General features: G+C 70.9%; 22 protein-coding genes, 1 rRNA gene and 1 pseudogene. 8 read left to right on the top strand and 16 right to left on the bottom strand.

All coding sequences use genetic code 11. The features are described from left to right. Window positions 1-131 precede the first annotated feature (131 nt). A 5S ribosomal RNA gene (gene rrf / locus ACIBCJ_RS20485) occupies window positions 132-248 on the top strand. A 112-nt stretch (window positions 249-360) separates the two neighbouring features. Here rrf and ACIBCJ_RS20490 read toward each other — a convergent pair. Both ACIBCJ_RS20490 and ACIBCJ_RS20495 read right to left on the bottom strand, forming a co-directional pair. Further along, a pseudogene (locus ACIBCJ_RS20490) lies at window positions 361-1,028 on the bottom strand (response regulator). After that, window positions 1,025-2,308 carry a histidine kinase gene (locus ACIBCJ_RS20495; protein ID WP_365980842.1) on the bottom strand — a complete coding sequence of 428 codons (1,284 nt, stop codon included), beginning with the start codon at window positions 2,306-2,308 and terminating at the stop codon, window positions 1,025-1,027. The pseudogene ACIBCJ_RS20490 and the gene ACIBCJ_RS20495 overlap by 4 nt, the downstream one beginning before the upstream one ends. Window positions 2,309-2,404: 96 nt before the next feature. Here ACIBCJ_RS20495 and ACIBCJ_RS20500 point away from each other — a divergent pair, with 96 nt between their 5' ends. Then, entirely contained in the window at window positions 2,405-2,965 is a 561-nt protein-coding gene (locus ACIBCJ_RS20500; RefSeq protein WP_362106459.1) for a GNAT family N-acetyltransferase, read from the top strand. A 17-nt stretch (window positions 2,966-2,982) separates the two neighbouring features. Here ACIBCJ_RS20500 and ACIBCJ_RS20505 read toward each other — a convergent pair whose 3' ends face one another. The 6 genes from ACIBCJ_RS20505 to ACIBCJ_RS20530 all read right to left on the bottom strand — a co-directional run bounded on the left by ACIBCJ_RS20505 (window position 2,983) and on the right by ACIBCJ_RS20530 (window position 10,140). After that, complete coding sequence (locus ACIBCJ_RS20505) at window positions 2,983-4,524, bottom strand: type VI secretion protein (protein ID WP_365980841.1); 1,542 nt, start codon at window positions 4,522-4,524, stop codon at window positions 2,983-2,985. A gap of 26 nt (window positions 4,525-4,550) precedes the next feature. After that, window positions 4,551-5,963 carry an ATP-binding protein gene (locus ACIBCJ_RS20510; RefSeq protein ID WP_226027419.1) on the bottom strand — a complete coding sequence of 471 codons (1,413 nt, stop codon included), beginning with the start codon at window positions 5,961-5,963 and terminating at the stop codon, window positions 4,551-4,553. 12 nt (window positions 5,964-5,975) lie between these two features. Then, entirely contained in the window at window positions 5,976-7,517 is a 1,542-nt protein-coding gene (locus ACIBCJ_RS20515; RefSeq protein WP_133890725.1) for an SCO6880 family protein, read from the bottom strand. Between the two features lie 14 nt (window positions 7,518-7,531). Continuing rightward, entirely contained in the window at window positions 7,532-8,875 is a 1,344-nt protein-coding gene (locus tag ACIBCJ_RS20520; protein ID WP_365980840.1) for a hypothetical protein, read from the bottom strand. Then, window positions 8,865-9,665, bottom strand: coding sequence for a hypothetical protein (locus tag ACIBCJ_RS20525; protein ID WP_365980839.1), 801 nt, complete (start codon window positions 9,663-9,665; stop codon window positions 8,865-8,867). Before ACIBCJ_RS20525 ends, ACIBCJ_RS20520 begins: the two co-directional genes overlap by 11 nt. 166 nt (window positions 9,666-9,831) lie before the next feature. Then, window positions 9,832-10,140: a hypothetical protein gene (locus ACIBCJ_RS20530; RefSeq protein ID WP_019526682.1), complete on the bottom strand. Its 309-nt coding sequence runs from the start codon at window positions 10,138-10,140 to the stop codon at window positions 9,832-9,834. Between the two features lie 363 nt (window positions 10,141-10,503). Between ACIBCJ_RS20530 and ACIBCJ_RS20535 the strand changes: the two genes are divergently transcribed. Both ACIBCJ_RS20535 and ACIBCJ_RS20540 read left to right on the top strand, forming a co-directional pair. Then, a complete protein-coding gene (locus ACIBCJ_RS20535; RefSeq protein WP_133890723.1) occupies window positions 10,504-11,523 on the top strand; it encodes a bifunctional lytic transglycosylase/C40 family peptidase in 1,020 nt (339 codons plus the stop codon). A 206-nt stretch (window positions 11,524-11,729) separates the two neighbouring features. After that, entirely contained in the window at window positions 11,730-12,449 is a 720-nt protein-coding gene (locus ACIBCJ_RS20540; RefSeq protein ID WP_362106444.1) for a phosphatase PAP2 family protein, read from the top strand. Window positions 12,450-12,462: 13 nt separating this feature from the next. Here ACIBCJ_RS20540 and ACIBCJ_RS20545 read toward each other — a convergent pair whose 3' ends face one another. Beyond that, a complete protein-coding gene (locus tag ACIBCJ_RS20545) occupies window positions 12,463-14,064 on the bottom strand; it encodes an FAD-binding oxidoreductase (RefSeq protein WP_365980838.1) in 1,602 nt (533 codons plus the stop codon). 558 nt (window positions 14,065-14,622) lie between these two features. Between ACIBCJ_RS20545 and ACIBCJ_RS20550 the strand changes: the two genes are divergently transcribed. After that, window positions 14,623-15,501 (top strand): hypothetical protein, encoded by an 879-nt coding sequence (locus ACIBCJ_RS20550; protein ID WP_362106477.1) that lies wholly within the window; start codon window positions 14,623-14,625, stop codon window positions 15,499-15,501. A 77-nt stretch (window positions 15,502-15,578) separates the two neighbouring features. Further along, window positions 15,579-15,743: a hypothetical protein gene (locus ACIBCJ_RS20555; RefSeq protein ID WP_171987290.1), complete on the top strand. Its 165-nt coding sequence runs from the start codon at window positions 15,579-15,581 to the stop codon at window positions 15,741-15,743. On the opposite strand, the gene ACIBCJ_RS20560 is transcribed toward ACIBCJ_RS20555, so the two are convergent. After that, window positions 15,729-16,118: a metal-sensitive transcriptional regulator gene (locus tag ACIBCJ_RS20560; protein ID WP_365980837.1), complete on the bottom strand. Its 390-nt coding sequence runs from the start codon at window positions 16,116-16,118 to the stop codon at window positions 15,729-15,731. The two genes, ACIBCJ_RS20555 and ACIBCJ_RS20560, sit on opposite strands and share 15 nt — an antisense overlap. 324 nt (window positions 16,119-16,442) lie before the next feature. Here ACIBCJ_RS20560 and ACIBCJ_RS20565 point away from each other — a divergent pair, with 324 nt between their 5' ends. Then, window positions 16,443-17,063 carry a DUF47 domain-containing protein gene (locus ACIBCJ_RS20565; RefSeq protein WP_003974832.1) on the top strand — a complete coding sequence of 207 codons (621 nt, stop codon included), beginning with the start codon at window positions 16,443-16,445 and terminating at the stop codon, window positions 17,061-17,063. 7 nt (window positions 17,064-17,070) lie between these two features. Then, entirely contained in the window at window positions 17,071-18,069 is a 999-nt protein-coding gene (gene pitH / locus ACIBCJ_RS20570; RefSeq protein WP_362106430.1) for a low-affinity phosphate transporter PitH, read from the top strand. Between the two features lie 122 nt (window positions 18,070-18,191). On the opposite strand, the gene pstB is transcribed toward pitH, so the two are convergent. The 6 genes from pstB to ACIBCJ_RS20600 form a co-directional block, all read right to left on the bottom strand. Beyond that, a complete protein-coding gene (pstB, locus tag ACIBCJ_RS20575; protein WP_362106427.1) occupies window positions 18,192-18,968 on the bottom strand; it encodes a phosphate ABC transporter ATP-binding protein PstB in 777 nt (258 codons plus the stop codon). Between the two features lie 53 nt (window positions 18,969-19,021). Next, the gene (gene pstA / locus ACIBCJ_RS20580) at window positions 19,022-20,080 is read right to left on the bottom strand and encodes a phosphate ABC transporter permease PstA (RefSeq protein ID WP_362106424.1); all 1,059 of its coding nucleotides are present in this window, start codon (window positions 20,078-20,080) and stop codon (window positions 19,022-19,024) included. Beyond that, a complete protein-coding gene (gene pstC, locus ACIBCJ_RS20585) occupies window positions 20,077-21,087 on the bottom strand; it encodes a phosphate ABC transporter permease subunit PstC (RefSeq protein ID WP_362106421.1) in 1,011 nt (336 codons plus the stop codon). Before pstC ends, pstA begins: the two co-directional genes overlap by 4 nt. A 124-nt stretch (window positions 21,088-21,211) precedes the next feature. Next, a complete protein-coding gene (gene pstS, locus ACIBCJ_RS20590) occupies window positions 21,212-22,342 on the bottom strand; it encodes a phosphate ABC transporter substrate-binding protein PstS (RefSeq protein WP_362106418.1) in 1,131 nt (376 codons plus the stop codon). A gap of 312 nt (window positions 22,343-22,654) precedes the next feature. Further along, window positions 22,655-23,101: an NUDIX hydrolase gene (locus ACIBCJ_RS20595; RefSeq protein WP_362505607.1), complete on the bottom strand. Its 447-nt coding sequence runs from the start codon at window positions 23,099-23,101 to the stop codon at window positions 22,655-22,657. Window positions 23,102-23,141: 40 nt separating this feature from the next. Continuing rightward, window positions 23,142-24,305, bottom strand: a complete 1,164-nt coding sequence (locus tag ACIBCJ_RS20600; protein ID WP_365980855.1) for a CHAD domain-containing protein — start codon at window positions 24,303-24,305, stop codon at window positions 23,142-23,144. Between the last annotated feature and the right edge of the window lie 46 nt (window positions 24,306-24,351).

Raw genomic sequence — 24,351 nt, forward strand, 5'->3', positions numbered from 1 at the left:
ACGGGTGAAGCTGACTGGTACTAATAGGCCGAGGGCTTGTCCTCAGTTGCTCGCGTCCACTGTGTTGGTTCTGAAACCACGAACAACCCCACGTTTGTCACAGCGTGGTGCGGTTGAGAGTTTCATAGTGTTTCGGTGGTCATAGCGTAGGGGAAACGCCCGGTTACATTTCGAACCCGGAAGCTAAGCCTTACAGCGCCGATGGTACTGCAGGGGGGACCCTGTGGGAGAGTAGGACGCCGCCGAACAATCTTTGGAGAAAACCCCGCACCGGGAACGGTGCGGGGTTTTCTGCGTTCAGGGCACTTCCGTTTCCGGTGCCCTTTCTCCTGGCGGCCATTAGTCCTGGCCGGCCGGTCATTAGCCGACCAGCTTCGTTTCGTAGGCCAGGATGACTGCTTGGACGCGGTCCCTGGAGCCGGTCTTGGCCAGGATGCGGCCGACGTGGGTTTTGACCGTCGACTCGGCGAGGTGGAGGCGCTCCGCCATCTCCGTGTTGGTCCAGCCCTGGCCCATGACGCGCAGGATCTCGGTCTCGCGTTCCGTGAGTGCGCTCAGGCGCGGATCGGCAGTGCCGGAGGGAGCGTTCGGGGTGGCGGCGGTCGGCAGGTGGTGGACGTAGGCGTCGAGCAGGCGGCGGGTCAGGCTGGGGGCGACCACCGCGTCGCCCGAGGCCACCGCACGGATGCCGGACAGGAGCTCCTCCGGCTGGGCGTCCTTGACCAGGAAGCCGGAGGCGCCGGCGCGCAGGCCGGAGTAGGCGTACTAGTCGAGGTCGAAGGTCGTGAGGATGAGGACGCGGGTGCGGCCACGGCTCGCGACGATGCGGCGGGTCGCCTCGATGCCGTCCAGGCCGGGCATGCGGACGTCCATAGGACGACGTCGGGGCGGAGTTCGGCCGTCAACCGGGTGGCTTCGGCGCCGTCGGCCGCCTCCCCCACGACCGTAAGGTCGTCCTGGCTCTCCAGCAGCATCCGGAAGCCGAAGCGCTGGAGGGACTGGTCGTCGGCTATGAGGACGGTGGTCACTGCGGGGCTTCCTCCGGTAGGTGCAGATGGACGCGCCAGCCCTGTTCGGGCGCCGGACGCGGGCCGGCTTCGAGTGTCCCCCCGTACAGGGAGGTTCGCTCCCGCATTCCGGGCAGGCCGCGCCCGCCGGAGAGCGCCGGGGACCGGGGCGGGGAAGCCGCTCGGCCCGTGTCGGTGACGCTGAGGGTGACAGCGCCGCCCGCTCCGTAGGAGAGGTCGACGTGGGCGGTGGCGTCGGGCCCGGCGTGCTTGAGGGTGTTGGTGAGGGCTTCCTGGATGACCCGGTAGAGGGTGAGCTGGCGGCCCTCGGGGAGTGCGGGCTCACCGCTGACCGTCGTGGCGACGGGCAGGCCGGCGCCGCGGACGCCGTCGAGGAGGCGGTCGAGGTCGGTGAGGGCGGGCTGCGGGGCCAGCTCGGCCGCCGCGGGGGCGCCGTCGGAGTCGTCGTCGCGCAGGACGTCGAGGAGGCGGCGGAGTTCGCCCAGGGCCTGGCGGCTGGTGGTGGCGATGGCGTCGAGGGCCTGGGCGGCCCGGTCGGGGGACTTGGCCGCCGCGTACCGGCCGCCGTCGGCGAGACCGGTGATGACGGAGAGGTTGTGGCCGATGATGTCGTGCATCTCCCGGGCTATGCGCGCGCGTTCCGCCGCTGCGGCGAGCCTGACCTGCTGGTCGCGTTCGGTTTCCAGGCGGCGGGCACGGTCCTCGAGGACCTCCGTGTGGTCGCGTCGGGCGCGGACGGTGATGCCGATGAGCGCGGCCACGCCGACGGACAGGAGCTGCGAGCCGAGCTGCTGGTTCCAGGAGCCCGCGCCGTCCCCGTAGCGGGCCACCGTGACGCAGGTCGGCACGGTCACCACGGCCGGTGCCCACCACAGGCCGCGCAGCGGTCGGCGCAGGGCGATGTGGTGGACGAGGAGGAGCTGGAGCAGGGCGGCCTGGAGGGCGGCGCCCGACCAGGCGTTCAGCAGCGCCGCGGGCAGCGTGGCGAGGAGGGCGGCCCGGGGATGGCTGCGGCGCCACAGGAGCGGTACGGAGAGGGCGAGGCTCAGGGCGACGACCAGACCGACGGGGACGCCGGGGTCGTGGGCGACGTTGCGCCAGCCGCCGGAGGCGTCGACCAGGGCGGCCAGCACCCAGAAGCCGGTGAGGTGCAGGTCCCAGACGAGGGGACGGCGGCGGTCGAAGGCGCGGACCCGGCGGCTGAAGCGCTGGACGTACTGGGTGAGGGGCTCGGCCGCCCGGTCCCTGGGAACGGCGCGCGCGGGGTCCACGTGGTCCATCCGGCCATGATCGGGGGTCCCGGGGCCGGCAGGCGTCCCTCCTGGGGGCCGTATATCAGGTGAGCGGCGTAGTACCGGGGTATTACGGTGGCCGCCATGAGTGCCTCGGTCCCCGGTGACTACGTGATCCGCTCCATACGCGCCGACGAGTGGCCGGCGGTGAAGGAGCTGCGGCTGCGCGCGCTGCTGGACCCGGTCGCGGACCTCGCGTTCCTGGAGACGTACGACGACGCCGTGGCGCGTCCTGACTCCTTCTGGCGGGAGCGGGCGGCCGGGGGCGCCGAGGGGGCCTCGGGGGCGCAGCAGTTCGTCGCCGTGGGGCCGGGGGGCGTCTGGCTCGGCACGCTGACGGTGCTGGTGGAGGAGGCCGGGTCGACGGACTGGGCCGGGTTTCCGGTGGACCGGCGGCAAGGCCACGTCGTCGGGGTGTTCGTCCGGTCCGAGTGGCGGGGGAGCGGGCTGACCAAGGCGCTGTTCGACGCCGGTCTGGAGTGGGCCTGGGCGAACGGCGCCGAGCGGGTACGGCTCATCGTGCATCCGGACAACGGGCGCGCGCAGGCGGCCTACCGCAAGGCCGGGTTCGCGCCGAGCGGACGGACGGTGCCGCTGGAGGGCGGGCCGGGTGATCACGAGCTGGAGTACGTGATCGAGCGCTGACCCGCCCCGCGCTCCGGTCAGACCGGCAGTTCGTCGTGGGGCCAGCGGGCGCGGCCCTGTTCGCGCGAGCGGAGCAGGGCCAGGGTCGGCATGCCCAGGTCCGTGCCGCCGGCCAGCAGTTCGGGGAGCTGGGGGAGCGGGGCCACGGCCGCCACGTCGTCCAGGACGAGCGTCACTGGTGGGTCGAGGCGACCGGAGGATGACCGTTCGGCCATGCGCCGGCCGCGCTCGACCACGCTGGAGACGAGCGCCGTCAGCAGCGGCATCGCGCCCGGGCTCGTGCGGGGATCCTCGATCGATTCACCCACCACGTAAAGTGTTCCCTGTTCGTGGATGAAGGAATCCAGGGCGAGGGCATCAGTTCGGTTCGGCGTGCACGCCTCGCGGACGTTGACGGTGGAGAGTGCGGCGAGGGCCCGGGCGGTCAGCTGCTGGGCCATGTCCCGGCGTTCGGGGTGGGCGGTGAGGGACCCTTCGAGTTCGCCCGCGGAACCGGGGGCGGCCTTGGGGTGGGTGCGCAGGATCCGGACGGCGTCCTGCACCTGGAGGCCCTGGGACCAGCGGTGGACGTGTCGGACGGTGCGGCCGTCGATGGCGGCGGCGTGCAGGTAGCTGCGCAGCAGGAGTTCGGCGGTGTCGGCGACCGCCTGATCGAGGCGGGCGGTGGGGCGTACCGGCGCGAGGAGGGCCGCGGCCCGGGTGGTGGCCGTCTGCCGGTCCTCGCAGCCCGCGGTGGGGGACCAGTGGAAGCGGGCGGGGGTGTCGCAGAGGTGGTTCGGGTCGTAGAGGTGGGTGGGTCCGAGCTTCGCGCGGGCGTCCTTGGACTCCGACCAGAGCGCGGGGTTGGAGGTGATGACGAGGGCGGCCCCCTCCGCGTCCCGCAGGGCGCCGGTCGCGGTCGCGTGGCGGCTTTCCCTGGGGCCGTAGTGCACCGCGCCTTCGGTGCGGCTCGTCTCCCATCCGCCCACCCGTCTGCCGTCGGCCACGGGGGTCAGGGGCTCGGTTTCCGGGGCCGGCTCCTGTCGGGGCGTCCGGGGGGTGGGCACCTCGTGGACCGGTGCTTCCCGCACCGGCACCTCGTGGACCGGCGTTTCACGCATCGGCACCTCGTGCACCGGTGCCTCCCGTACCGGCGTCTCCTGGGCCACGGGGGCCGGCGCCGGTGCCGGCACCGGCGTGGGCTGCTCCCGCCGTCGACGCCGTACCGCACGCCACCGCGCCACCGTGCCCATCACGAACACCGCGAGCACCACCAGCACCATCAGCTGGCCGATGAACAGCCCCCAGAAGAGCCCGTACCCGGAAAGCGCCGTCGCGGGGGTGTCCGGCCAGGCGCCGGGGAGGTCGTGAGGTTCGGCGATCAGGTGGCGCATGGCCTGCGGGGTGCCGGCGAAGCCGACGCCGGCCGGCCAGGAGCCGTGGGCGAACAGGGCGGACAGGCCGGTCGCGGTCCACACCAGCAGGGTCATGCCGAGGAGGAAGGCCAGTATGCCGATCAGCAGGCCGTCGGGGATGCCGCCCTGGGCCGGCCGCTGATCGCGGCGGTCGTCCGGTCTCATACGTCCGGTGCCTCTCCGTTCCCGTCCTACGCCACCGTCGATTCCGACGAGTCGCCGATGTGCTGCTCCATGAACGCCGCCGCCCGTTCCTCCGCCTCCAGCTCCGCGGCGCGCAGGGCGTCGTCGGTCAGGTCGGAGGAGGACTCGGTCATCGCGCGGTCGGTGAAGACCAGCGGGCGTTCGGTCTCGGTGATCAGGTGCTTGACCACCTGGACGTTGCCGTTGACGTCCCACACCGCGATGCCGGGGGTGAGCGAGGGGATGATCTCCACCGCCCACCGGGGCAGGCCGAGGACACGTCCGGTGGCCCGTGCCTCGTCGGCCTTCTGGGCGTAGATGGTGCGGGTGGAGGCCATCTTGAGGATGGCCGCGGCCTCTCTGGCGGCCGCCCCGTCCACGACGTCGGACAGGTGGTGCACCACGGCCACGAAGGACAGGCCCAGGCGCCGCCCGAACTTCAGCAGCCGCTGGAACAGCTGCGCCACGAACGGGCTGTTGATGATGTGCCAGGCCTCTTCGACCAGGAAGATGCGCTTCTTGCGGTCGGGCCGGATCCAGGTGTGCTCCAGCCAGACGCCCACGATGGCCATGAGGATCGGCATCGCGATGGAGTTGCGGTCGATGTGGGAGAGGTCGAAGACGATCAGCGGCGCGTCGAGGTCGATGCCGACGGTCGTCGGGCCGTCGAACATGCCGCGCAGGTCACCGTCGACGAGCCGGTCCAGGACCAGCGCCACGTCCAGGCCCCAGGCCCGTACGTCGTCTATGGCGACGTTCATCGCCTCGGCGGACTCCGGCTCGGGGTGGCGGAGCCGCTCGACGATGTCGGTGAGGACAGGCTGGCGTTCGACGATGGTCTCGTTGACGTAGGCGTGCGCGACCTTGAGGGCGAAGCCGGAGCGCTCGTCCAGGCCGTGGCCCATGGCGACCTCGATGATCGTCCGCAGCAGCGCGAGCTGGCCGGTCGTCGTGATCGCCGGGTCGAGGGGGTTGAGGCGGATGCCGTGGTCAAGGGCGGCCATCGGGTCGAGGCGGATCGGAGTTATGCCCAGCTCCTCGGCGATGAGGTTCCACTCGCCGACGCCGTCCTCGCCCTGCGCGTCCAGGACGACGACCTGCCGGTCCCGGAAGCGGAGCTGGCGCAGGACGTACGTCTTCTCCAGCGCCGACTTGCCGTTGCCGGACTCCCCGAGCACCAGCCAGTGCGGGGCGGGCAGCTGCTGGCCGTACAGCTGGAAGGGGTCGTAGATGTAGCCCTTGCCGGAGTAGACCTCGCGGCCGATGATCACGCCGGAGTCGCCGAGGCCGGGGGCGGCCGTCGGCAGGTAGACGGCCTGGGCCTGGCCGGTGGACGTGCGGACGGGGAGGCGGGTCGTCTCCACCTTCCCGAAGAGGAAGGACGTGAAGGCGTCGGTGAGGACGGTCAGCGGGTCCCGCATCAGGCTCAGCCCCTACCTTCGGATGCCGGTGGCGAACGGAAGAGTGTTCACGAAGGCGCGATGGTGCTCACGGTCGCACCACTCCAGTTTCAGGTACGACTTTCCGGCCGACGCCCTTATCGTGCGCTTGTCGCGGGCCAGGGCCTCGGGGGTGCGGGAGGAGACGGTGATGTAACCGACCAGGTTGACCCCTGCCGCGCCGCTGGCCAGGTCCTCGCCGCGCTGGTCGAGGCGGCCGTGGGCGGCGATGTCGCGGGGGTCCACGGTGCGGTTCATCTTGGCGGCGCGGGACGCCTCGGCGTCGTCGTTCGTCTTCTCGGTCAGCATGCGCTCGATGGCGACCTCGGTGGGTTCGAGGTCCATGGTGACGGCGACGGTGCGGATGACGTCCGGGGTGTGCACGAGGAGGGGCGCCAGGAAGTTGACGCCCACCGGGGTCATCGGCCACTCCTTGATCCAGGCGGTGGCGTGGCACCAGGGGGCGCGGGTCGCGGACTCGCGGGTCTTGGCCTGGAGGTAGGTGGGCTCCATGGCGTCCAGCTCGGCCGGCCAGGCGTTGCGCTTGGTCATCGCCTGGATGTGGTCGATCGGGTGGTCCGGGTCGTACATGGCGTGGATCAGGGAGGCGAGCCGTCCCTGGCCCAACGGCTGGCGGACGCGGATGTCGGCCTCCTGGAGGCGCGAGCAGATGTCGGTCAGCTCGCGCGCCATCACGACGGCGAGTCCGGCGTCCCGGTCGAGCTTGCGTCCGCTGTGCGGCCGGGCGGCGCGGGCCATGGTGTGCGCCTCGGCGGCCAGCTCGCGGTTGTAGTGCATGCAGGCGATCAGATAGGCCCGGTGCTGTTCGCTGCTGGTGGACACCATCGACTGCAGCTGGTCGTACGACTGCTGCAGCCACGGCGGTGCCTTGTCGTCGCCGCGCTGGCTGACGTCCTTGGCGTGCGCGTCGGGGTCGGCCGGGAGGGTGCGGGCGAGCATCTGGATGCGGGTGACGAAGCCGTCGCCGTTGGCCACGTGCTTGAGCAGGGTGCCGAAGCGGTCGACGAGGGCTTCCTGGTCCTCGGAGTCGCGCAGGCCGACGCCGGGCCCCTCGATCTCGATCGCGGCCGTCACCGTCTTGCGGTCGGCGTGCAGCAGCACGGCGATCTCGTCCGGCCCGAAGGGCGCGGCCAGCCAGGAGATGCGGCCGATACCGGGCGGCGGGCCGACCTCGATCTCCCGGCCGTCCATCCGGGTGCCGGCCTCGATGACGCCGGAACGGTAGGTGGTGCCCCTGCGGAGGGTGCGCTTGTAGCTGCGGTTGATCTCGAACCACCGGTAGAAGGTGCGGTGGTTGTACGGCACGTAGACCGCCGCCAGGGCGAGCATCGGGAAGCCGCAGAGCAGCACGATGCGCAGGGACAGGACGGGGACGAGGAGCCCGCACATCATGCCGAGGAACGCGCCCGCGACGATCAGCGCGATCTCACCGGTCTCGCGGTTGCGGCCGACGATCGCGTTCGGCCGGGCGCGGCCGATCAGATACGTACGGCGGGGCGTGACCGTATGGGACATGTGGGACTCGGTCGTCAACGCCCGTCACCTCCTGTGCTCTGGCCGTTACGAGTGTTGCGGGTGTTGCTTGCGTGGGGCGTGTTCACCGGGCTGCCGGAGCGCGGTGCGGGTGCGGCGGAGGGGACATTTCCGCCGCCGCCGTTCGAGGCGCGCGAGCTGTGCGCGGCGACTCCGCCGGAGGCGGGGTTCGAGGGGCGGGCCGCGGCGGAGGACGAGGACTGTCCACCCCCGCTGTCGCCGTTGTTGCGGGTGCTGTGGGTCCTGATGCCCTGGGCGACGAGGTTCGCCGGGGAGCTGATCACGGCGGCGGCCTTGCCCTCGGCGCCCTGCATGATGCGGTTGTTGCGGCCGTTGGCGATCTCGTCGCCGAAGCCGGGGACGAAGCGGTAGATCATCGCGGAGGCGAAGATCGCGAGCAGGATGATGGCGAGCCCGGACACGATGGCGGCGACGGAGTCGGGGCCGTCCGCCGTGGTCAGGGCGCCGGCGAGGCCCAGCACGATGACGATCACGGGCTTGACCATGATCACCGCGATCATGATGCCGGCCCAGCGGCGGACGTGGCCCCACAGGTTCTTGTCGACCAGGCCGGCGTAGACGACGACCCCGAGCAGCGCGCCGACGTAGAGCAGGACGGCGCGCAAGTACAGCTCCAGGTACAGGACGCCGGCGGCGACGATCGACACGAACGACACCAGGATCAGCATGATCGGGCCGCCGCCGATGTCGTTGCCCTGCTTCAGCGCGTCGGAGAAGGTGCCGAAGAACGTGTCGGTCTGGTCGCCGGTGCCCTTGGCCAGGACGTCGGTGACGGCGTCGGTGGCCGACACGACCGTGTAGAGGATCAGCGGGGTGAACGCCGAGGCCAGGACGGTGAGCCACAGGAACCCGACGGCCTCGGAGAACGCGGTGGTGAACGGGACGCCGCGCACGGCACGCTTGGCCACCGCCAGCAGCCACAGGACCAGGGTGAGGAACGCGGACGCCGCGAAGACGACGGCGTACTGCTTGAGGAACGTGCCGTTCGTGAAGTCGACTTCGGCGGTGTTCTTCACGGCGTCGCTGAGCGTGTCGACGGTCCAGGCGGCGGCGTCGGCACAGCCCTTGGCTAGGGAGGAGAGGGGGTCGAGGGTGCTGGGGAGCGTGTCGGGGGCGGACCCCCCACTGCCGGACGCACCGCGTTCGCCTCGTTCGCAGTAGTCCTTGGCGGGGCCGACGATGAGATCGCAGTTGTCGTCCGACGGGGTCGGCGACGGTGTGGGGGCGGCGGCAGCGCGCGTGGCGAGCAGCACGACCATGGTCTGTACGGCGGTCAAGGCCGTGGCGGCCTTGAGTACGCGGCGCTGATCAGCGGGCATACGTGAACCCTCCGTACTCCTGGACGGCCTTGGACATCTCTTCCGCGCTGGACGCCTTGTTGTCGCCCGGGACAGGGGCCGGGCCGTCCTTCTGGGAGAAGGACTCCACCTTCCAGTCGCCGTCCGCCCAGCGCAGCTGCAGGGTCATGGTGAACCAGTCGCTGCTGACGGGGGTGGTGGTCTTCTCACCGGCTGTGCCGAACACTCCCGTGCACCACACGTCCACGGCCGCGGTCGTGTCGGAGTACTGCTTGGTCTTGGTGCCGATCGGCATGGTGCGCGAGACGTAGGTGTTGCCGCTCGTGGCGTTGCCGTTCTTGTCCAGGCCGATGCCGCTGAGGAACTTCTCGCTGTAGACCTGGTCGAACTTGTCCGCCAAGGCGGCCTGTTTGTCGGCAACGAAGACCTGGCGCACGATCTGGTCCCGCTGCGCGGGCTTCAGGATGTCGGCCGATACGAGAGCCACCGCATAGTTCGCCGCCGCGCTCTGTGCCCCCTGCTCGTCGTGGGCGAAGCCCGCCCGTACCGGCTGCGTGCCCGTCGGTGCCGTCGCCGATGTCCTCGGCTTGTCCGCGTCGCCGCCCTCCGAGGACGCGGAATCGCCTCCTCCACGGTTCGCGAAGGCGATCGCCGCGATGAGCAGGACGACGACGCCGACCACGGTGACCAGGCCCCGCGAGGAGGAGCGGCCGCTGCGTCGGGGAACGCCCTCCCCCTCCGGAAGCCGCACGCGGGTCCCGCCGGTGCCGCCGTAATCGCCGGACGACTGGTGATCGTCTCCGAGACTCATGCCGCGTACGCCCCCTCGACGTCGGGTCGGCCGTGTACGTACGACGGTAGCCGTGCTGGTTCCCGCTCGGGCGCGGTGTTATGACTCGACATCAGGGAAACGCAACCTCAGCCGGTTGGCACGACGGGCGTGTGGGGTGGAGGGGGACGGACGGATGGGAGCCGGGCTACACGGCCATCCCGTACACGATGGTGAAGAGCGTGCCGAGTGAGCCGATGATGAACACGCCCGTCAGCCCCGCGATGATCAGGCCCTTGCCCTGCTCCGCGCTGAAGGTGTCCCGCAGGGCGGTCGCACCGATGCGCTGCTTGGCGGCGCCCCAGATGGCGATGCCGAGACAGAGCAGAATGGCTACGGCCATCACCACCTCGATCATCACCTTGGCCTCGTTGCCCAGGCTGCCGAAGGGGCCCCAGTCCGGAGCGATCCCCCCGATGATGGTGTTGATGTCTCCCTCGTCGGCCGCAAAGAGCATGTAAGTCACCGCCCCTGTCGGGTAGTTCCGTGCCCTCTGCGGACATGCAGAGGTCAAGCCTCATTGTCGCCGACGATGAGGCCGTCGCATGTCGCCTTGGCGTCATTGTCTGGCGGGTTTCGTGCGAACAGCTTGCCACCGCCCGGCGCCGGCTGGTCAGTCGGCTCCGAGACGGCTTCTGGTGGTCGTATCGTCACTCTGTGTATCACGGCGGGGCATGGCTGGCAACGATGTGTAAGCGAAACCTGCGAGGCGGTTCGGTCGTTAGGCCCTGATGCGGTGTCAGTCCCTGGGGGGAGGAGGCCAGGCGCTGACGGGGCGGGCGGACGACATGGCCGGGAAACGTCACTGAACGGTGCGCCCATGGGGGATGGTTGGGGCATGCGCAAGATGTGGGTCGGTGCCGGCGTCGCGGTCGCCTCGGGGATGGGCTTCGTGATGCTGCTCGTCGTGGGCGTCTACCTCGTCGCCGGGAACCTGGCCGGCGGAGCGGGCGGCGGGGCGAAGAAGCTCGCCAAGGGGAGCGTCCCCGCGGCGTACCAGCCGATCGTGCAGAAGTGGGGCAACCTCTGCCCCGCCATCAACCCCGCACTGCTCGCGGCGCAGTTGTACCAGGAGAGCGGGTTCAACCCGAGGGCCCGGAGCGCGGCGGCGGCGCAGGGCATAGCGCAGTTCATCCCCGGCACGTGGGCCACCCACGGCATCGACGGGGACGGGGACGGGGACCGCGACGTGTGGGACCCCGCGGACGCGATCCCGTCGGCGGCGTCGTACGACTGCTCCCTCGCCTCGTACGTGAAGGACGTGCCCGGCGATCCGACCCGCAACATGCTGGCCTCCTACAACGCGGGGGCCTACGCGGTGATCAAGTACCAGGGTGTGCCGCCGTACAAGGAGACGCAGAACTACGTCAAGGTGATCACGACCCTGGAGAAGAGCTTCGCCGCGCCCACCACGCGGGTCGATCCGTCCGAGCAGGCCGCCGGGGCCATCGCCTACGCGCAGAAGAAGCTCGGGACGCCCTATCTGTGGGGCGGGAACGGGACGGCCGACCAGGGAGGGCGGTTCGACTGCTCGGGGCTGACCAAGGCGGCGTACGAGAGTGTCGGGATCAAGCTGCCGCGGGTCGCCAACGACCAGTACAACGCGGGGGCGCATCCCGCGCGGGACGAGTTGCTCCCCGGTGACCTGGTGTTCTTCTCGGACGACCTCACCAACTCACGGACCATCAGGCACGTGGGGATCTACGTGGGCGGCGGGTACATGATCGACGCGCCGCGGACGGGTGCGGTGATCCGGTTCGACCCGGTCGACACGCCGGACTACTTCGGGGCCACCCGGGTGACCGAGGATGGCGCGAAAGCGCTGCCCACCACGGTGTGAATGGGAGGGTTTGAACACAGCGTGAAACCCTGCCCTGAGCTGCGGCGACGTGTCTCTCTTCGATAACGTCTGCGTGATCATTCAGTGGAGTGTGGAACGTATCAATGGGGACCGTGCGTTCCTGTTGACGTACAGCTGACCACGGGGGTGGCAGAAGAGGCGCGCGCTGGGTGCGTCGGAGGACATGACGAAGGGGCCGCAGCACCATGGCTGGACTCGCCGAATCCGGGTCGAACCCCGACGTCGAGCTGCTCTACGACATCAATGGCCTGGCCAAGGACGCACCGCACTGGTTCGACCGGGTCATGGAGTTCGTCGGCGAGTACGGACTGCTCTTCGCGATCGTGCTGCTGGTGCTGGGGTGCTGGTGGGGTGTGCGGCGGCGAGGCGGCGAGGACGCCGCATCGAACGTGGCCGCGCTGCTGTGGGCGCCGCTGGCCGCCGGAGTCGCGGTCCTGGTCAACGTGCCGATACGGGGCTTCGTCGAGCGGCCCCGGCCCTTCAAGTCACATGAAGGGCTCGAAGTCCTCGTGGAGGGGAAGAACGACTTCTCCTTCGTGAGCGACCACGCCACTCTCTGCATGGCGCTCGCCGTCGGACTGTTCGTCGCCAACCGGAAGTTCGGGATCGCCGCGATCGTGCTGGCGCTGTTCGGCGGCTTCGCCCGGGTCTACATGGGCGTGCACTACCCGACCGACGTCGTGGGCGGGTTCGCCCTCGGTACGGCGGTCGCGCTGCTGCTGTCCCCGATCGCCATGGCCCTGCTGACGCCGCTGACCCGGGCCGTCGAGCGCTCGCCGCGGGTGGGGTGGCTGGTCAGCGCGCGAGGACGGGACGGCGCCGCGGGGCGCGGCGCCGTGATCCCGGGGGCCCGCAGCCGCGAGGAGAGTGCCGAGGCCGCCGGGGAGCGGGACCTCGCGGCCTAGAGGGCTCCGGCTCCTACAGCGCCTGCGGGTAGGTGAAGACGCGGTCCGGGTCGTACTGGTGCTTCAGACGCGCCAGACGCGGGGCCGCGTCCTTGTAGTAGGCCTTCCGCCAGTCCGTCAGACGCGGGTCCGTGTAGTTCTGGTAGGCGGCGCCCGAGGCGTACGGGCGCATCGCATCGTAGGTGGAATCCAGCCAGGACTGCGCCGCCTTGCCGTTCGTGCCCGGCCCCCACGAGGCGAGGTACTGGGCCAGCATCCGCGAACGCCGGTGCACGAACGCGGTGGCCGTGGGGGAGACGCGGTTCACCGCTCCGCCGAGCGCCGTGAACGCGATGCTGCCGGCGCCGCCGCGCACCTGGGTGAGGTGCGAGAGCAGGGCCTTGACGCCGGCCGCCGGGATCGAGCGGTCGAAGAAGTCCGAGCGGGCGGCGTACGTCTCGCGGCCGAGTGAACCCTGCGGCGAGTGGCCCGGGGTAGGGCCCGGGAGGTGGCAGCGGGCGTCCGTCGAGAAGGACGAGCAGCCCGCGTACATCTCCATCGACTCGGCGTACGTACGGCGTTTGAGGGAGACGCTGCTCGCCGGTGCGCCGATGCGGTCGGCGAGGCGGTCGACGGCGTTCTGGAGTTCGCCGTAGGTGCCGAGGGAGAAGGCGGCGACCGACACGGAGGCGGTGTGGCCGGGGGCGGCGGCCAGGTGGAGGGAGGACCAGATCTCGTCGGGCTGGTCCGGGCCCCACTCCTGCCAGGCGCGCAGCACCGCGGCGGTCTTGCGCCAGGGCCAGGTCAGGTACGCCGATACCGCCCGGGGCGCCGGGTGGGTGCGGAAGTGGAACTCCGTGACCACGCCGAAGTTGGCGTTGCCCGCGCCGCGCAGGGCCCAGAAGAGGTCCTTGTGGTCGCCCGTCGCCTCGGCGGTGATCTCCTTGCCGTCCGCCGTGATCAGCGTGGCCCGGGTGAGGCTGTCGCAGGTCAGGCCGTAGGCGCGGGAGACGACGCCGTGGCCGCCGCCGAGGGTGAGGCCGGAGATACCGACGGTGGGGCAGGAGCCGGCCGGGACGGTCACGCCCTTCGCCGCGAGGGCCCGGTAGACGTCGATCAGCTTGGCGCCGGCGCCGACGACCGCCTGACCGGCGGAGGCGCGGACGCGGGCCAGTTTCGACACGTCGATGATCAGCCGGCCGTCGCCGGAGGACCATCCGGCGTAGGAGTGGCCGCCGTTGCGGATCGCCACGGGGACGTGGTGGGCGCGGGCGTAGGAGAGCGCGGTGCGGATGTCGTCGGGGTGGGCGGCGTAGGCGACGGCGGTGGGCTTGAGGCTGTCGAAGCGGGTGTTGTAGAGCTGGTGGGCCGTTTTCCAGGTGGGGTCGCCGGGGCGGACCAGGGGGCCGTCCAGGGACTTGGCGAGGGCGGCCCAGGTGGCGGGGGTGGGGGCGCCGCCTCTGCCGAGCTGGGTCTTGGTGGCCGTCGTCGTCGCTGTCGTCGCCGTGGTCGCCGTGGTTCTGGGCGTGGTGCCTTTGGGGTCGGTGCCGGGGGGTTGGTCCTTGCCCGTGCAGGCGGTCGTGGCTGCCGTCAGGGCGGCGGCTGTGGTGGTGGACAGGAATGTGCGCCGGTGCATGTCGCCTCCGCGTCCCGTGGGGGGTCGTGGAGTCAGACGGGGGTGCGGGGGGTGGGGTTCCCGGGGGCGGGGTGTGGGGGGTACGGCGGGTACGGGTGTACGGCGGTGAGGGCGGTGAGTGCGGGGCGGGGCGGGGCGGCCCGGTGTGGGGGCGGGCCGGGTTGCCGGGTGGCGCGGTGTGGGTGCGGGCGGGGGTGGGTGCGCTGCCCGGCGTCGCGGGGTGCCGCTGCGCCCACCCGTGCCGCCCCAGCGGCACGACTGCCCGCAGCTAAGGGGCGGTGCGATTGTTCGCGGCTACGCGGACGTGGTGTGGGAGTGGGCGTCTGTGCGGGCCTGGCTTCTGGCTCTTCTGGCCGGGCCGCGCCAGCCGCAGGTGCAGCGGGCCAGACAGAAAGGGCCCTGTTCGACCGTCGTCGTGAGGTGTTCCGGGGTGTCCCCGGGGGCTTCGAGACCGTCCTGCTGCGCCACGCCCACAACGTTACCGGCGTCGCCTGCCTCTCGTTAAGCGGGACGGCACGGGACTCGGAACGGCGCGACGGCTGGGGATGGCAGGTGGCGATGGTCGGGCGGGAGCGGGAGCTGCGGAGTCGGCGCGCGGGCGGGGGGCTCGCCCTGGCCGGCGGTGTGGTCTGCGTCTGCCTGACCGTCGCCGGGTGTTCCGGCTACGGGGAGGCGGCCTCCGCCCAGGGCGCCGGGGGCGGTGATCCGGTCGACGTCCTGCACCGGGCCGCCGACCGGCTGGTGGCCGCCGGGAGCGCCAGGACGCGCACCGCGATGCAGATGGCCAGCGGCGGGACCCGGGTGACCATCCGGGGCGAGGGCGTGTACGACTTCGAGCAGCGGCTCGGGCAGTTGAAGGTGCGGCTGCCGCAGGACCCGGCGGGGTCGAGCGAGCATCGGCCGATCACCGAACTGCTCGCCCCTGGCGCCCTGTTCATGAAGAACCGGGGAGCCGGCGTCCCCGACGACAAGTGGGTGCGGGTGGAGACCGACTCGCTGTCCGACGGGAACCTGGTGACCGGCGGGGCGACGGATCCGTTCGCCGCCGCCGAGGTGCTGCGCGGGACGCGGACGGCGACGTTCGTCGAGCGCACCGAGCTGGCCGGGACCCCCGTGCGGCACTACCGGGGCACCGCCGATCTCGCGCGGGCGGCGCGCGGTGCCTCGGAGGGCAACAGGAAGGCGCTGGCCGCGGCGGCCGAGGGGTTCGCCACCGCGCGGGTGCCGTTCGACGCCTACCTCGACGACGAGGGCCGTATCCGGAAGGTCCGGCACCGCTTCAGCTTCGCCAACGGGCAGGGGGACGGCACCGGCATCGTGGACGTCGCCTCGACGACGCTGCTCTACGACTTCGGCGCCGCCGTCCGCGTACGGCTTCCCGAGGAGCGGGACATCTACGCCGGCAAGATCGCGGCGGGGCCGCACGGCAAGAACTAGCCCTTACGTGCCATGCGCGGGGAGTATGCCGCTCCCTACTCTAGGAAGTCGGTGACGGCAGAGACGAGGTGACGCGTGTGGCTCCGGTCGGCGGTACGGCGGTTCAGGACCACGTGGCCCTCGCCGAGATCGAGCTGTGCGGCGAGCTGATCATCGCGGCGTCGGCCGCCCGGGAGCGGCTCAGCCTGGAGAGCATCGACGAGGTGCTGCGCGTGGCCGAGGAGCGCTCACGTACGCAGTAGCCGGCCGATGGCCTTCGTCGCCTCCTCCACCTTGGCGTCGATCTCGGCGCCGCCCTTGAGGGCCGCGTCGGCGACGCAGTGGCGCAGGTGCTCCTCGAGCAGCTGGAGCGCGAAGGACTGAAGGGCCTTGGTGGAGGCGGAGACCTGGGTGAGTATGTCGATGCAGTAGACGTCCTCGTCGACCATCCGCTGGAGGCCGCGGATCTGGCCCTCGATGCGGCGCAGGCGCTTGAGGTGCTCGTCCTTCTGGTGGTGGTACCCGTGCACCCCGCGGTCGTGGTCGGTCACGACGTCCGTGCCGTCCGTCTCGACCTGGTTCACCGCCTGGTCCACGGCGGGGGAGGGCGCACCCGCGCCGGCCTCGGTGGTCGTCATCGCGTCCTCCTGGGAGAGCTGGGGAGTCGGTGGGATCGGGGGTGGGTCGGGCGGGAGCGGGCGGATCGGGAGGCTTCGGGAGAGCCGGCCGATCCGGGGCTTCCAGGTCTTCGAGGGCTTTCAGGGGGATTGCGGACATATACCCCTGGTGGGTATATGGTAACGAACTTTCCCGGGTAGGGGGCCCTTGCCGGAGCGGCCGACGTCGCCCCCCTGCTCATCACTCTGCCTGATGGGCGACACTGGGGGACGGCCCGTTAGCAGTGGCCGGATGATGCGCCTAGCATCAGCCTGACCGAAACCGATGCACCCCGAGGACCCCACGTGCGCTTTCGTCTGACCCCCAGGGAGACGAGCTTCTACGACATGTTCGCCGCCTCCGCGGACAACATCGTCACGGGCTCCAAGCTCCTGATGGAACTGCTCGGGGCGGACGCATCCGCCCGGGCCGAGATCGCAGAGCGTATGCGGGCCGCCGAACACGCGGGTGACGACGCCACGCACGCGATCTTCCATCAGCTGAACTCCTCGTTCATCACGCCCTTCGACCGCGAGGACATCTACAACCTCGCCTCGTCCCTCGACGACATCATGGACTTCATGGAGGAGGCCGTCGACCTGGTCGTCCTCTACAACGTCGAGGAACTGCCCAAGGGCGTCGAGCAGCAGATCGAGGTACTGGCGCGGGCGGCCGAGCTGACCGCCGAGGCCATGCCGAACCTGCGCACGATGGACAACCTCACCGAGTACTGGATCGAGGTCAACCGGCTGGAGAACCAGGCCGACCAGATCCACCGCAAGCTGCTCGCGCACCTCTTCAACGGCAAGTACGAGGCCATCGAGGTGCTGAAGCTGAAGCAGATCGTGGACGTGCTGGAGGAAGCGGCCGACGCGTTCGAGCACGTGGCGAACACGGTGGAGACCATCGCCGTCAAGGAGTCCTGAGCCGTTCATGGACACCTTTGCTCTGGTCGTGACCATCGGGGTCGCGCTCTTCTTCACGTACACCAACGGTTTCCACGATTCGGCCAACGCGATCGCCACCTCCGTGTCGACGCGCGCGCTGACGCCCCGCGCGGCGCTCGCCATGGCAGCGGTCATGAACCTGGCCGGCGCGTTCATGGGATCCGGGGTCGCCAAGACCGTCAGTGAGGGGGTGATCCAGACCCCCGAGGGTTCGAAGGGGATGGGGATCCTCTTCGCGGCGCTCGTGGGCGCCATCGTATGGAACCTGATCACCTGGTACTTCGGGCTGCCCTCGTCCTCGTCGCACGCGCTGTTCGGCGGCATGGTGGGCGCGGCCCTGGCCGGGAGCACGACCGTGTACTGGCACGGGGTCGTCGACAAGATCGTCGTCCCCATGTTCGTGTCGCCGGTGATCGGCCTGGTCGCCGGTTACCTGGTGATGACCGCGATCATGTGGATCTTCCGGCGGGCCAATCCGCACAAGGCCAAGCGCGGGTTCCGCATCGCGCAGACGGTGTCGGCGGCGGGCATGGCGCTCGGCCACGGTCTGCAGGACGCGCAGAAGACGATGGGCATCGTGGTGATGGCCCTGGTCATCGCCGACGTCGAGGACTACGGCGACCCCATCCCGGTGTGGGTGAAGCTGGCCTGTGCGCTGATGCTGTCCGCGGGGACGTACGCCGGTGGCTGGCGGATCATGCGGACGCTGGGGCGGAAGATCATCGAACTGGATCCCCCGCAGGGGTTCGCCGCGGAGACGACGGGGGCGTCGATCATGTTCGGCTCGGCGTTCATCTTCCACGCGCCGATCTCGACGACGCACGTGATCACCTCGGCGATCATGGGCGTGGGGGCGACGAAGCGGGTCAACGCCGTGCGGTGGGGGGTCGCGAAGAACATCATCATGGGGTGGTTCATCACCATGCCGGCGGCGGCCGTGGTGGCCGCGGTGTCGTTCTGGATCGTGGACCTGGCCATCCTCTAGCGCGTACTCGCGCCGCAGGTGGAAGGGCCCGCCCCCGGAGTTCCGGGGGCGGGCCCTTGTGCTCCTCGCGGTGGCACCGCCATGCAGCACCGCGAGGGGATCGAGAGGGGACCGGAAGACTCCTAGCCGAAGCGGCCGGAGATGTAGTCCTCCGTTGCCTGGACCGACGGGTTGGAGAAGATGCGCTCCGTCTCGTCGATCTCGATCAGCTTGCCGGGCTGGCCGACGGCCGCCAGGTTGAAGAACGCCGTACGGTCCGAGACGCGCGCCGCCTGCTGCATGTTGTGCGTCACGATGACGATCGTGAAGCGCTCCTTCAGCTCGCCGATCAGGTCCTCGATCGCCAGCGTGGAGATCGGGTCGAGGGCGGAGCAGGGCTCGTCCATGAGCAGGACGTTCGGCTCGACCGCGATGGCCCGCGCGATGCACAGGCGCTGCTGCTGGCCGCCGGAGAGGCCGGAGCCGGGCTTGTTCAGGCGGTCCTTGACCTCGTTCCAGAGGTTGGCGCCCCGCAGGGACTTCTCGACGACGCCGTCCAGCTCGGACTTCTTGTACTTGCCGTTCAGGCGCAGGCCCGCCGCGACGTTGTCGTAGACCGACATCGTCGGGAACGGGTTCGGGCGCTGGAAGACCATGCCGACCTCGCGGCGCACGGCCACCGGGTCGATGCCGGCGCCGTAGAGGTTCTCGTCGTCCAGCATCACCTTGCCGTCGACGCGGCCGCCGGGGGTGACCTCGTGCATGCGGTTGAGCGTGCGCAGGAAGGTGGACTTGCCGCAGCCGGAGGGGCCGATGAAGGCCGTCACGGAGCGGGGCTCGACGGTCATCGAGATGTCCTCGATGGCCAGGAAGGAGCCGTAGTAGGCGTTGAGGCCGCTGACATCTATGCGCTTGGCCATGGCAATCACTGCTTCTTTCGGGTCAGGTCGCTGACTGTGTGCCGTCGGTCGCGTCAGCGACCCGTCTTCGGTGCCTTCCAGCGGGCGATGCCGCGGGCCGCGAGGTTGAGGATCATGATGAACGCGATGAGCGTCAGGGCCGCCGCCCAGGCACGGTCGTGCGAGGCGTCGGAGCCCGCTCCGTACTGGAGGTAGATGTACATCGGCAGCGACTCCTGCGGGTCCTTGAAGGGGTTCGCGTTGATGAAGTCGGTGCCCCACACCAGCAGTAGCACGGGGGCCGTCTCGCCGGTGATGCGGGCGACGGCCAGCATGACGCCGGTGACGATGCCGCCGATCGAGGTCGGCAGGACGACCTTGATGATCGTGCGCCACTTCGGCACGCCCAGGGCGAGGGAGGCCTCGCGCAGCTCGTTGGGGACGAGCTTGAGCATCTCCTCGGTGGAGCGGACGACCACCGGGATCATCAGGATGCACAGGGCGAACGAGCCGGCCACGCCGGACGGGCCCATGTCCAGGATCAGCACCCAGAGGCTGAGCACGAACAGACCCGCGACGATCGACGGGATGCCCGTCATGACGTCCACGAAGAAGGTGACCGCCTTGGCGAGCCGGCCGCGTCCGTACTCGACCAGGTAGATCGCGGTGAGCACGCCGATCGGCACGGAGATCAGCGTGGCGAGGCCGACCTGCTCCAGGGTGCCGAGGATGGCGTGGTAGATGCCGCCGCCGGGCTCGGCGTCGCCGACCACGCCCATCGAGTGGGTCAGGAAGTAGCCGTCGAGGACCTTCACGCCCTGCTTCAGGGTCTCCCAGATGAGGGAGAGCAGCGGGATCAGGGCCAGCAGGAAGGCGACCCAGACCATGCTGGTCGCGACCCGGTCCTTGGCCTGCCGGCCGCCCTCGACGCTCGCCGAGATGCCGTACGAACCGCCGACGAAGAGAACCGCGGCGATCAGGGCCCACTGGATGCTGCTGTTCAGCCCGGCGGCGGCGCTGATGCCGAGGCCGAGGAGGACCGAGCCGGCCGCGACGGCCCAGGGGAACCACTTGGGCAGGGTGGCGGCGCGCAGCGAGCTGTGGTTCTTGGGGGTCAGGGTTGCGTTGCTCATGCGTTGGCCCCCGAGTACTCCTTGCGACGCGCGATGATCATGCGGGCACCGCCGTTGACCAGCAGCGTGATGACGAACAGGACGAGGCCGGAGGCGATCAGCGCGTCACGGCCCATCTGGGTGGCCTCGTTGAACTTGCTGGCGATGTTCTGGGCGAAGGTGCCGCCCCCCGGGTCGAGCAGGCTGGGGGTGATGTCGAAGGTCGGCGAGAGCACCATGGCCACGGCCATCGTCTCGCCGAGCGCGCGCCCGAGGCCGAGCATCGAGGCGGAGATGACCCCGGAGCGGCCGAAGGGGAGCACCGACATCCGGATGACCTCCCAGCGCGTGGCGCCGAGGGCCAGGGCGGCCTCCTCGTGCATGCGCGGAACCTGCCGGAAGACCTCGCGGCTGACGTTGGTGATGATCGGCAGGATCATGATCGCGAGCAGGATGCCCACGGTGAACAGCGAGCGTCCCGCGCCGCCGTTCCACTCGAAGATCCCGGTCCAGCCGAGGTACTCGTCCAGCCAGCCGTAGAGTCCGTCCAGGTGCGGCACGAGGACGAGGGCGCCCCACAGGCCGTAGACGATCGAGGGCACGGCGGCGAGCAGGTCGATCACGTAGCCGATCAGGCCGCCCAGCCTGCGCGGCGCGTAGTGCGTGATGAACAGCGCGATGCCGACCGAGACCGGGACGGCGATGGCCATGGCGATGACCGACGACACGACGGTGCCGTAGGCCAGGACCGCGATGCCGAACTGCGGCGGGCTGCCGGTCGGGTTCCATTCGAAGCTGGTGAAGAAGTTCGCCTCGTCGTCGCTGATGGCGAGGACGGCGCGGTAGGTGAGGAAGGCCGCGATGGCGGCCATGATGACCAGCACGAGGATGCCCGACCCGCGGGAGAGCCCGACGAATATCCGGTCGCCGGGGCGGGTGACGCCGCGGGCGGCGGCCGTGGAGGCGGAGGCGGGCTGCTGGGGTGTGCGGGAGGGGACTGGCTTCTGGGTGTCCGTTGTCATGTCCATCGGGTTCTCCGGTCTGCGGAGCCGCCGGGGTCGGCGGCTCGGGCGGAGCCCCGGTCGGGGGCCCCTGGCGGCGGTGCACCGGACGGTGCGGCCCGGCCCCCGGGGGGACCGGACCGCACTCGGGTCAGCTCAGGCCCGCGACGGTCTCGCGGACCTTGGTGATGATCTCGGTGGGCATCGGGGCGTAACCGGCGTCGGCCAGCTGGCCCTGGCCGTCCTCCGAGGCCATGTAGTTCAGGAAGGACTTGGTGGCGGGCAGGGTGTCCGCCTTGTTGCCCTTGTCGCAGGCGATCTCGTACGTCACCAGGACGAGCGGGTAGGCGCCCGCGGCGTCCGGGGTGTAGTCCAGCTCCAGAGCGAGGTCCTTGCCGGTGCCGACGACCTTGGCCGCGCCGATGGCCGCGGTGGCGTTCTCGACGGTGGCCTTGACCGGCTCGGCGGCCGCGGTCTTGACGTCGACGGTCTTGATGCCGTCCTTGGCGTAGGACAGCTCGAAGTACGAGATGGCGCCGGACGTCTGCTTCACCTGTCCGGCCAGACCGGAGGAGCCCTGCGCGGACTGGCCGCCCTTGGCCTGCCAGGACTTGCCGCCCTCGTACTTCCAGTCGTCGGGCGCGGCGTTCTTCAGGTACTTGGTGAAGTTGTCCGTGGTGCCGGACTCGTCCGAGCGGTGGAAGGCCTGGATCTTCAGGTCGGGAAGCTGGGCGTCCGGGTTGAGCTTCTTGATCGCTTCGTCGTTCCAGTTGGTGATCTTGCTGTCGAAGATCTTGGCCATCGTCGGGGCGTCCAGGACGAGGGTGTCGACGCCGGGGACGTTGAAGCCGACCGCGATCGGGCCGCCGACCATCGGCAGGTTGATGGCCTGGCCGTCCTTGCAGACCTTCTTCGAGGCCTCGACCTCGTCCGGCTTCAGCGCGGAGTCCGAACCGGCGAACGCGGTCTGCCCCTGGGTGAAGGCGGTGATGCCCGCGCCGGAACCGGTCGGGTTGTAGTTGATCTGCACGCTCTTGCAGGCGGCGACGTACTGCTTGACCCAGGCGTCGATGGCGTTCTTCTGGGCGGAGGAGCCGGACGCCTGGAGCTGGCCCTTGGCGTCGTCGCACTTGATGTTGCTGTTGGCGGCGGGGGCGCTGGAGTTGCCGCCGTCGCTGTTGCCGCCGGTGTCGTCGGAGCCGCACGCCGTGAGGGCCAGGGCGCCGGAGACGGCGAGAGCACCGAGAGCGAGGGCCCGCCGGTTCATGCGCTGAAGCTTCACTTGAGGGAGTTCCTTCCAGGAGCCGCCGTCCTGAATTCGGCGGCGTGCGAGGAGTGGTAAGGCCGAAATTAGGCAGATCAGATGAAGGCGCCGAAGGGCGTAAATGAACGCGGGGTGAACCCCTGAGGACGGTGCGGTGAGGTCACGGAACGCTTACGTCCTGGGCACGGACGGGTTCCGGGGCGCGGCCCAGGGGGACGGTGGCCGGGGCGCCGCCTTGAGGGACGGTGGCCGGTGCGTGGTGCGTGGTGCGTGGTGCGTGGTGCGTGGTGCGTGGTGCGTGGTGCTCGGTGGCTGGTGGCCGTTCGGGGGTCAGTGGCCGGTTCCGAGGGGGCGTGTCGCCAGCAGCGCGTCGACGAGGTCCCGGTCCCGGGGCTCGGTGAGGCGGGCGCGGGCCGCGTCCGGGGGCAGCCACAGGATGCGGTCGACCTCGTCGGAGGGGCTGAAGGCACCGGCGCCCGCCGCCGCGGCCCAGTAGCGGACCTCCTTGGGGCGGCCGTTCGCCTCGTAGCGCGCGGTGGGCAGCTCGGTGCCCGGCTCGGCGGCGTACCCGGTCTCCTCGGCGACCTCGCGCAGGGCGCCCGCCAGCGGGTCCTCGCCCGGCTTGAGCTTGCCCTTCGGGTGCGACCAGTCGTCGTACTTCGGGCGGTGCACGAGGCACAGTTCCAGGCCCGGGGACGTGGCCGGGAACGCGGGCGCGGGGCGCCACAGGACGCAGCCGGCCGCGCGGACCGTGGTGTCGTCGTCTGCGGGGCTCACGGCGCGTATGCCTCCTGTTCCCGTCGTCCTGCGGCGGTTCCTACGGCAGCCTGATCGGTTCCTTGCGCCAGCTGTGCTGGAACGCGTACCTCGCCGCCTCCACCTCATGCCGCTGGTCGGCGTGGAGCACGCCGAGCGCGTACGCCGTCGCCGGGGCGATGCGCGGTGTCCGGGCGGCCTGGGCGGCGGCCGAGGCGGCCTCCGCGGCGTCGCGGTGCCGGTCCAGGGCCTCACCGGCGGCGAGGAGGCGTACGTCCGCCGCGTCCTCGGCGCTCCCGGTGTCCGAGCCGGCCAGCGCCTCCAGGGCGTAGCGGTGCAGGCGCAGCAGGAGGCGGACCTGGTGCCACGGGGCGTCCTGGGGGTGCGGTGCCGGGTCCGGGGAGAGGCCGTGGACCAGTGCCTGGGCGTTGTACGGGCTGCCGGCGGCGACCAGGGGCAGGGCGGCCACGGCGTCGGTGAGGCGGTCCCGGGCCGCGGCGGCGAGCGGACGCAGGTCGCAGGACGCGGCACCGGAGTCGGCGGCGGGAACATGGACGGGGACGGCGGGGGCGCCGCCGCGGCCCGGGCGGCCGGGGACACGCAGTGGGACCTCGCTGGCCAGTAAGGCGACCTTGTCCGCCACCGCGTGGAAGCGGCTGCTGCCCAGTGCCTGGAGGGCCGTGGAGTGCGCCCGGGTGCGGGCCAGGGTCAGCTGCCGGTCGAGCAGCGCGCCCGCCTTGGCCGCGCCCACCGTGAGGTTGCCGCGGTCCGGGGACGCCGGGCGGGCCACGGCGGGCACCCCGGCCGGCACGGCGGCGGGGGCCCGGCCGACCGGGCGCGGCGCGGGGAACGCCGCCGAGCCGGACAGCCGGTGCAGGGCCTGGAGCAGCCGCTCCAGCCGGGACGCGTACGCGTGCTCCAGCGCCAGGGTGCCGGACAGCCAGGCCAGCTCGGGACGCATCTCCTCCGCCCAGCCGGCGTCCAGCAACGGCTGGAAGGTGTGCAGGGTGCCGCTGATGCGGCGGGCCGCGCGGCGCAGGGCGCGGGCCGCGTCCAGGTCGTCCGCGGACGGAGCCGCCCGGCCCGGGCCCCGGCCGGAGGTGCCGTTCAGATCCGTGGCCGTACCCGCACCCGTGGCAGTACCCGCACCCGTGCCCGCGGTCCCGGGGCCCGACTCGCGGTGCCTGCGCAGTGCGCGCAGGAACTCCGTGGCCTGGGCGCGCAGGTAGTCCGCGAGTGCGTTGGTGTCCGCGGGCGCGTGGACGGCCGAT

The organism is Streptomyces sp. NPDC051136, assembly GCF_044455745.1.
In the GTDB taxonomy this organism is placed as follows: domain Bacteria; phylum Actinomycetota; class Actinomycetes; order Streptomycetales; family Streptomycetaceae; genus Streptomyces.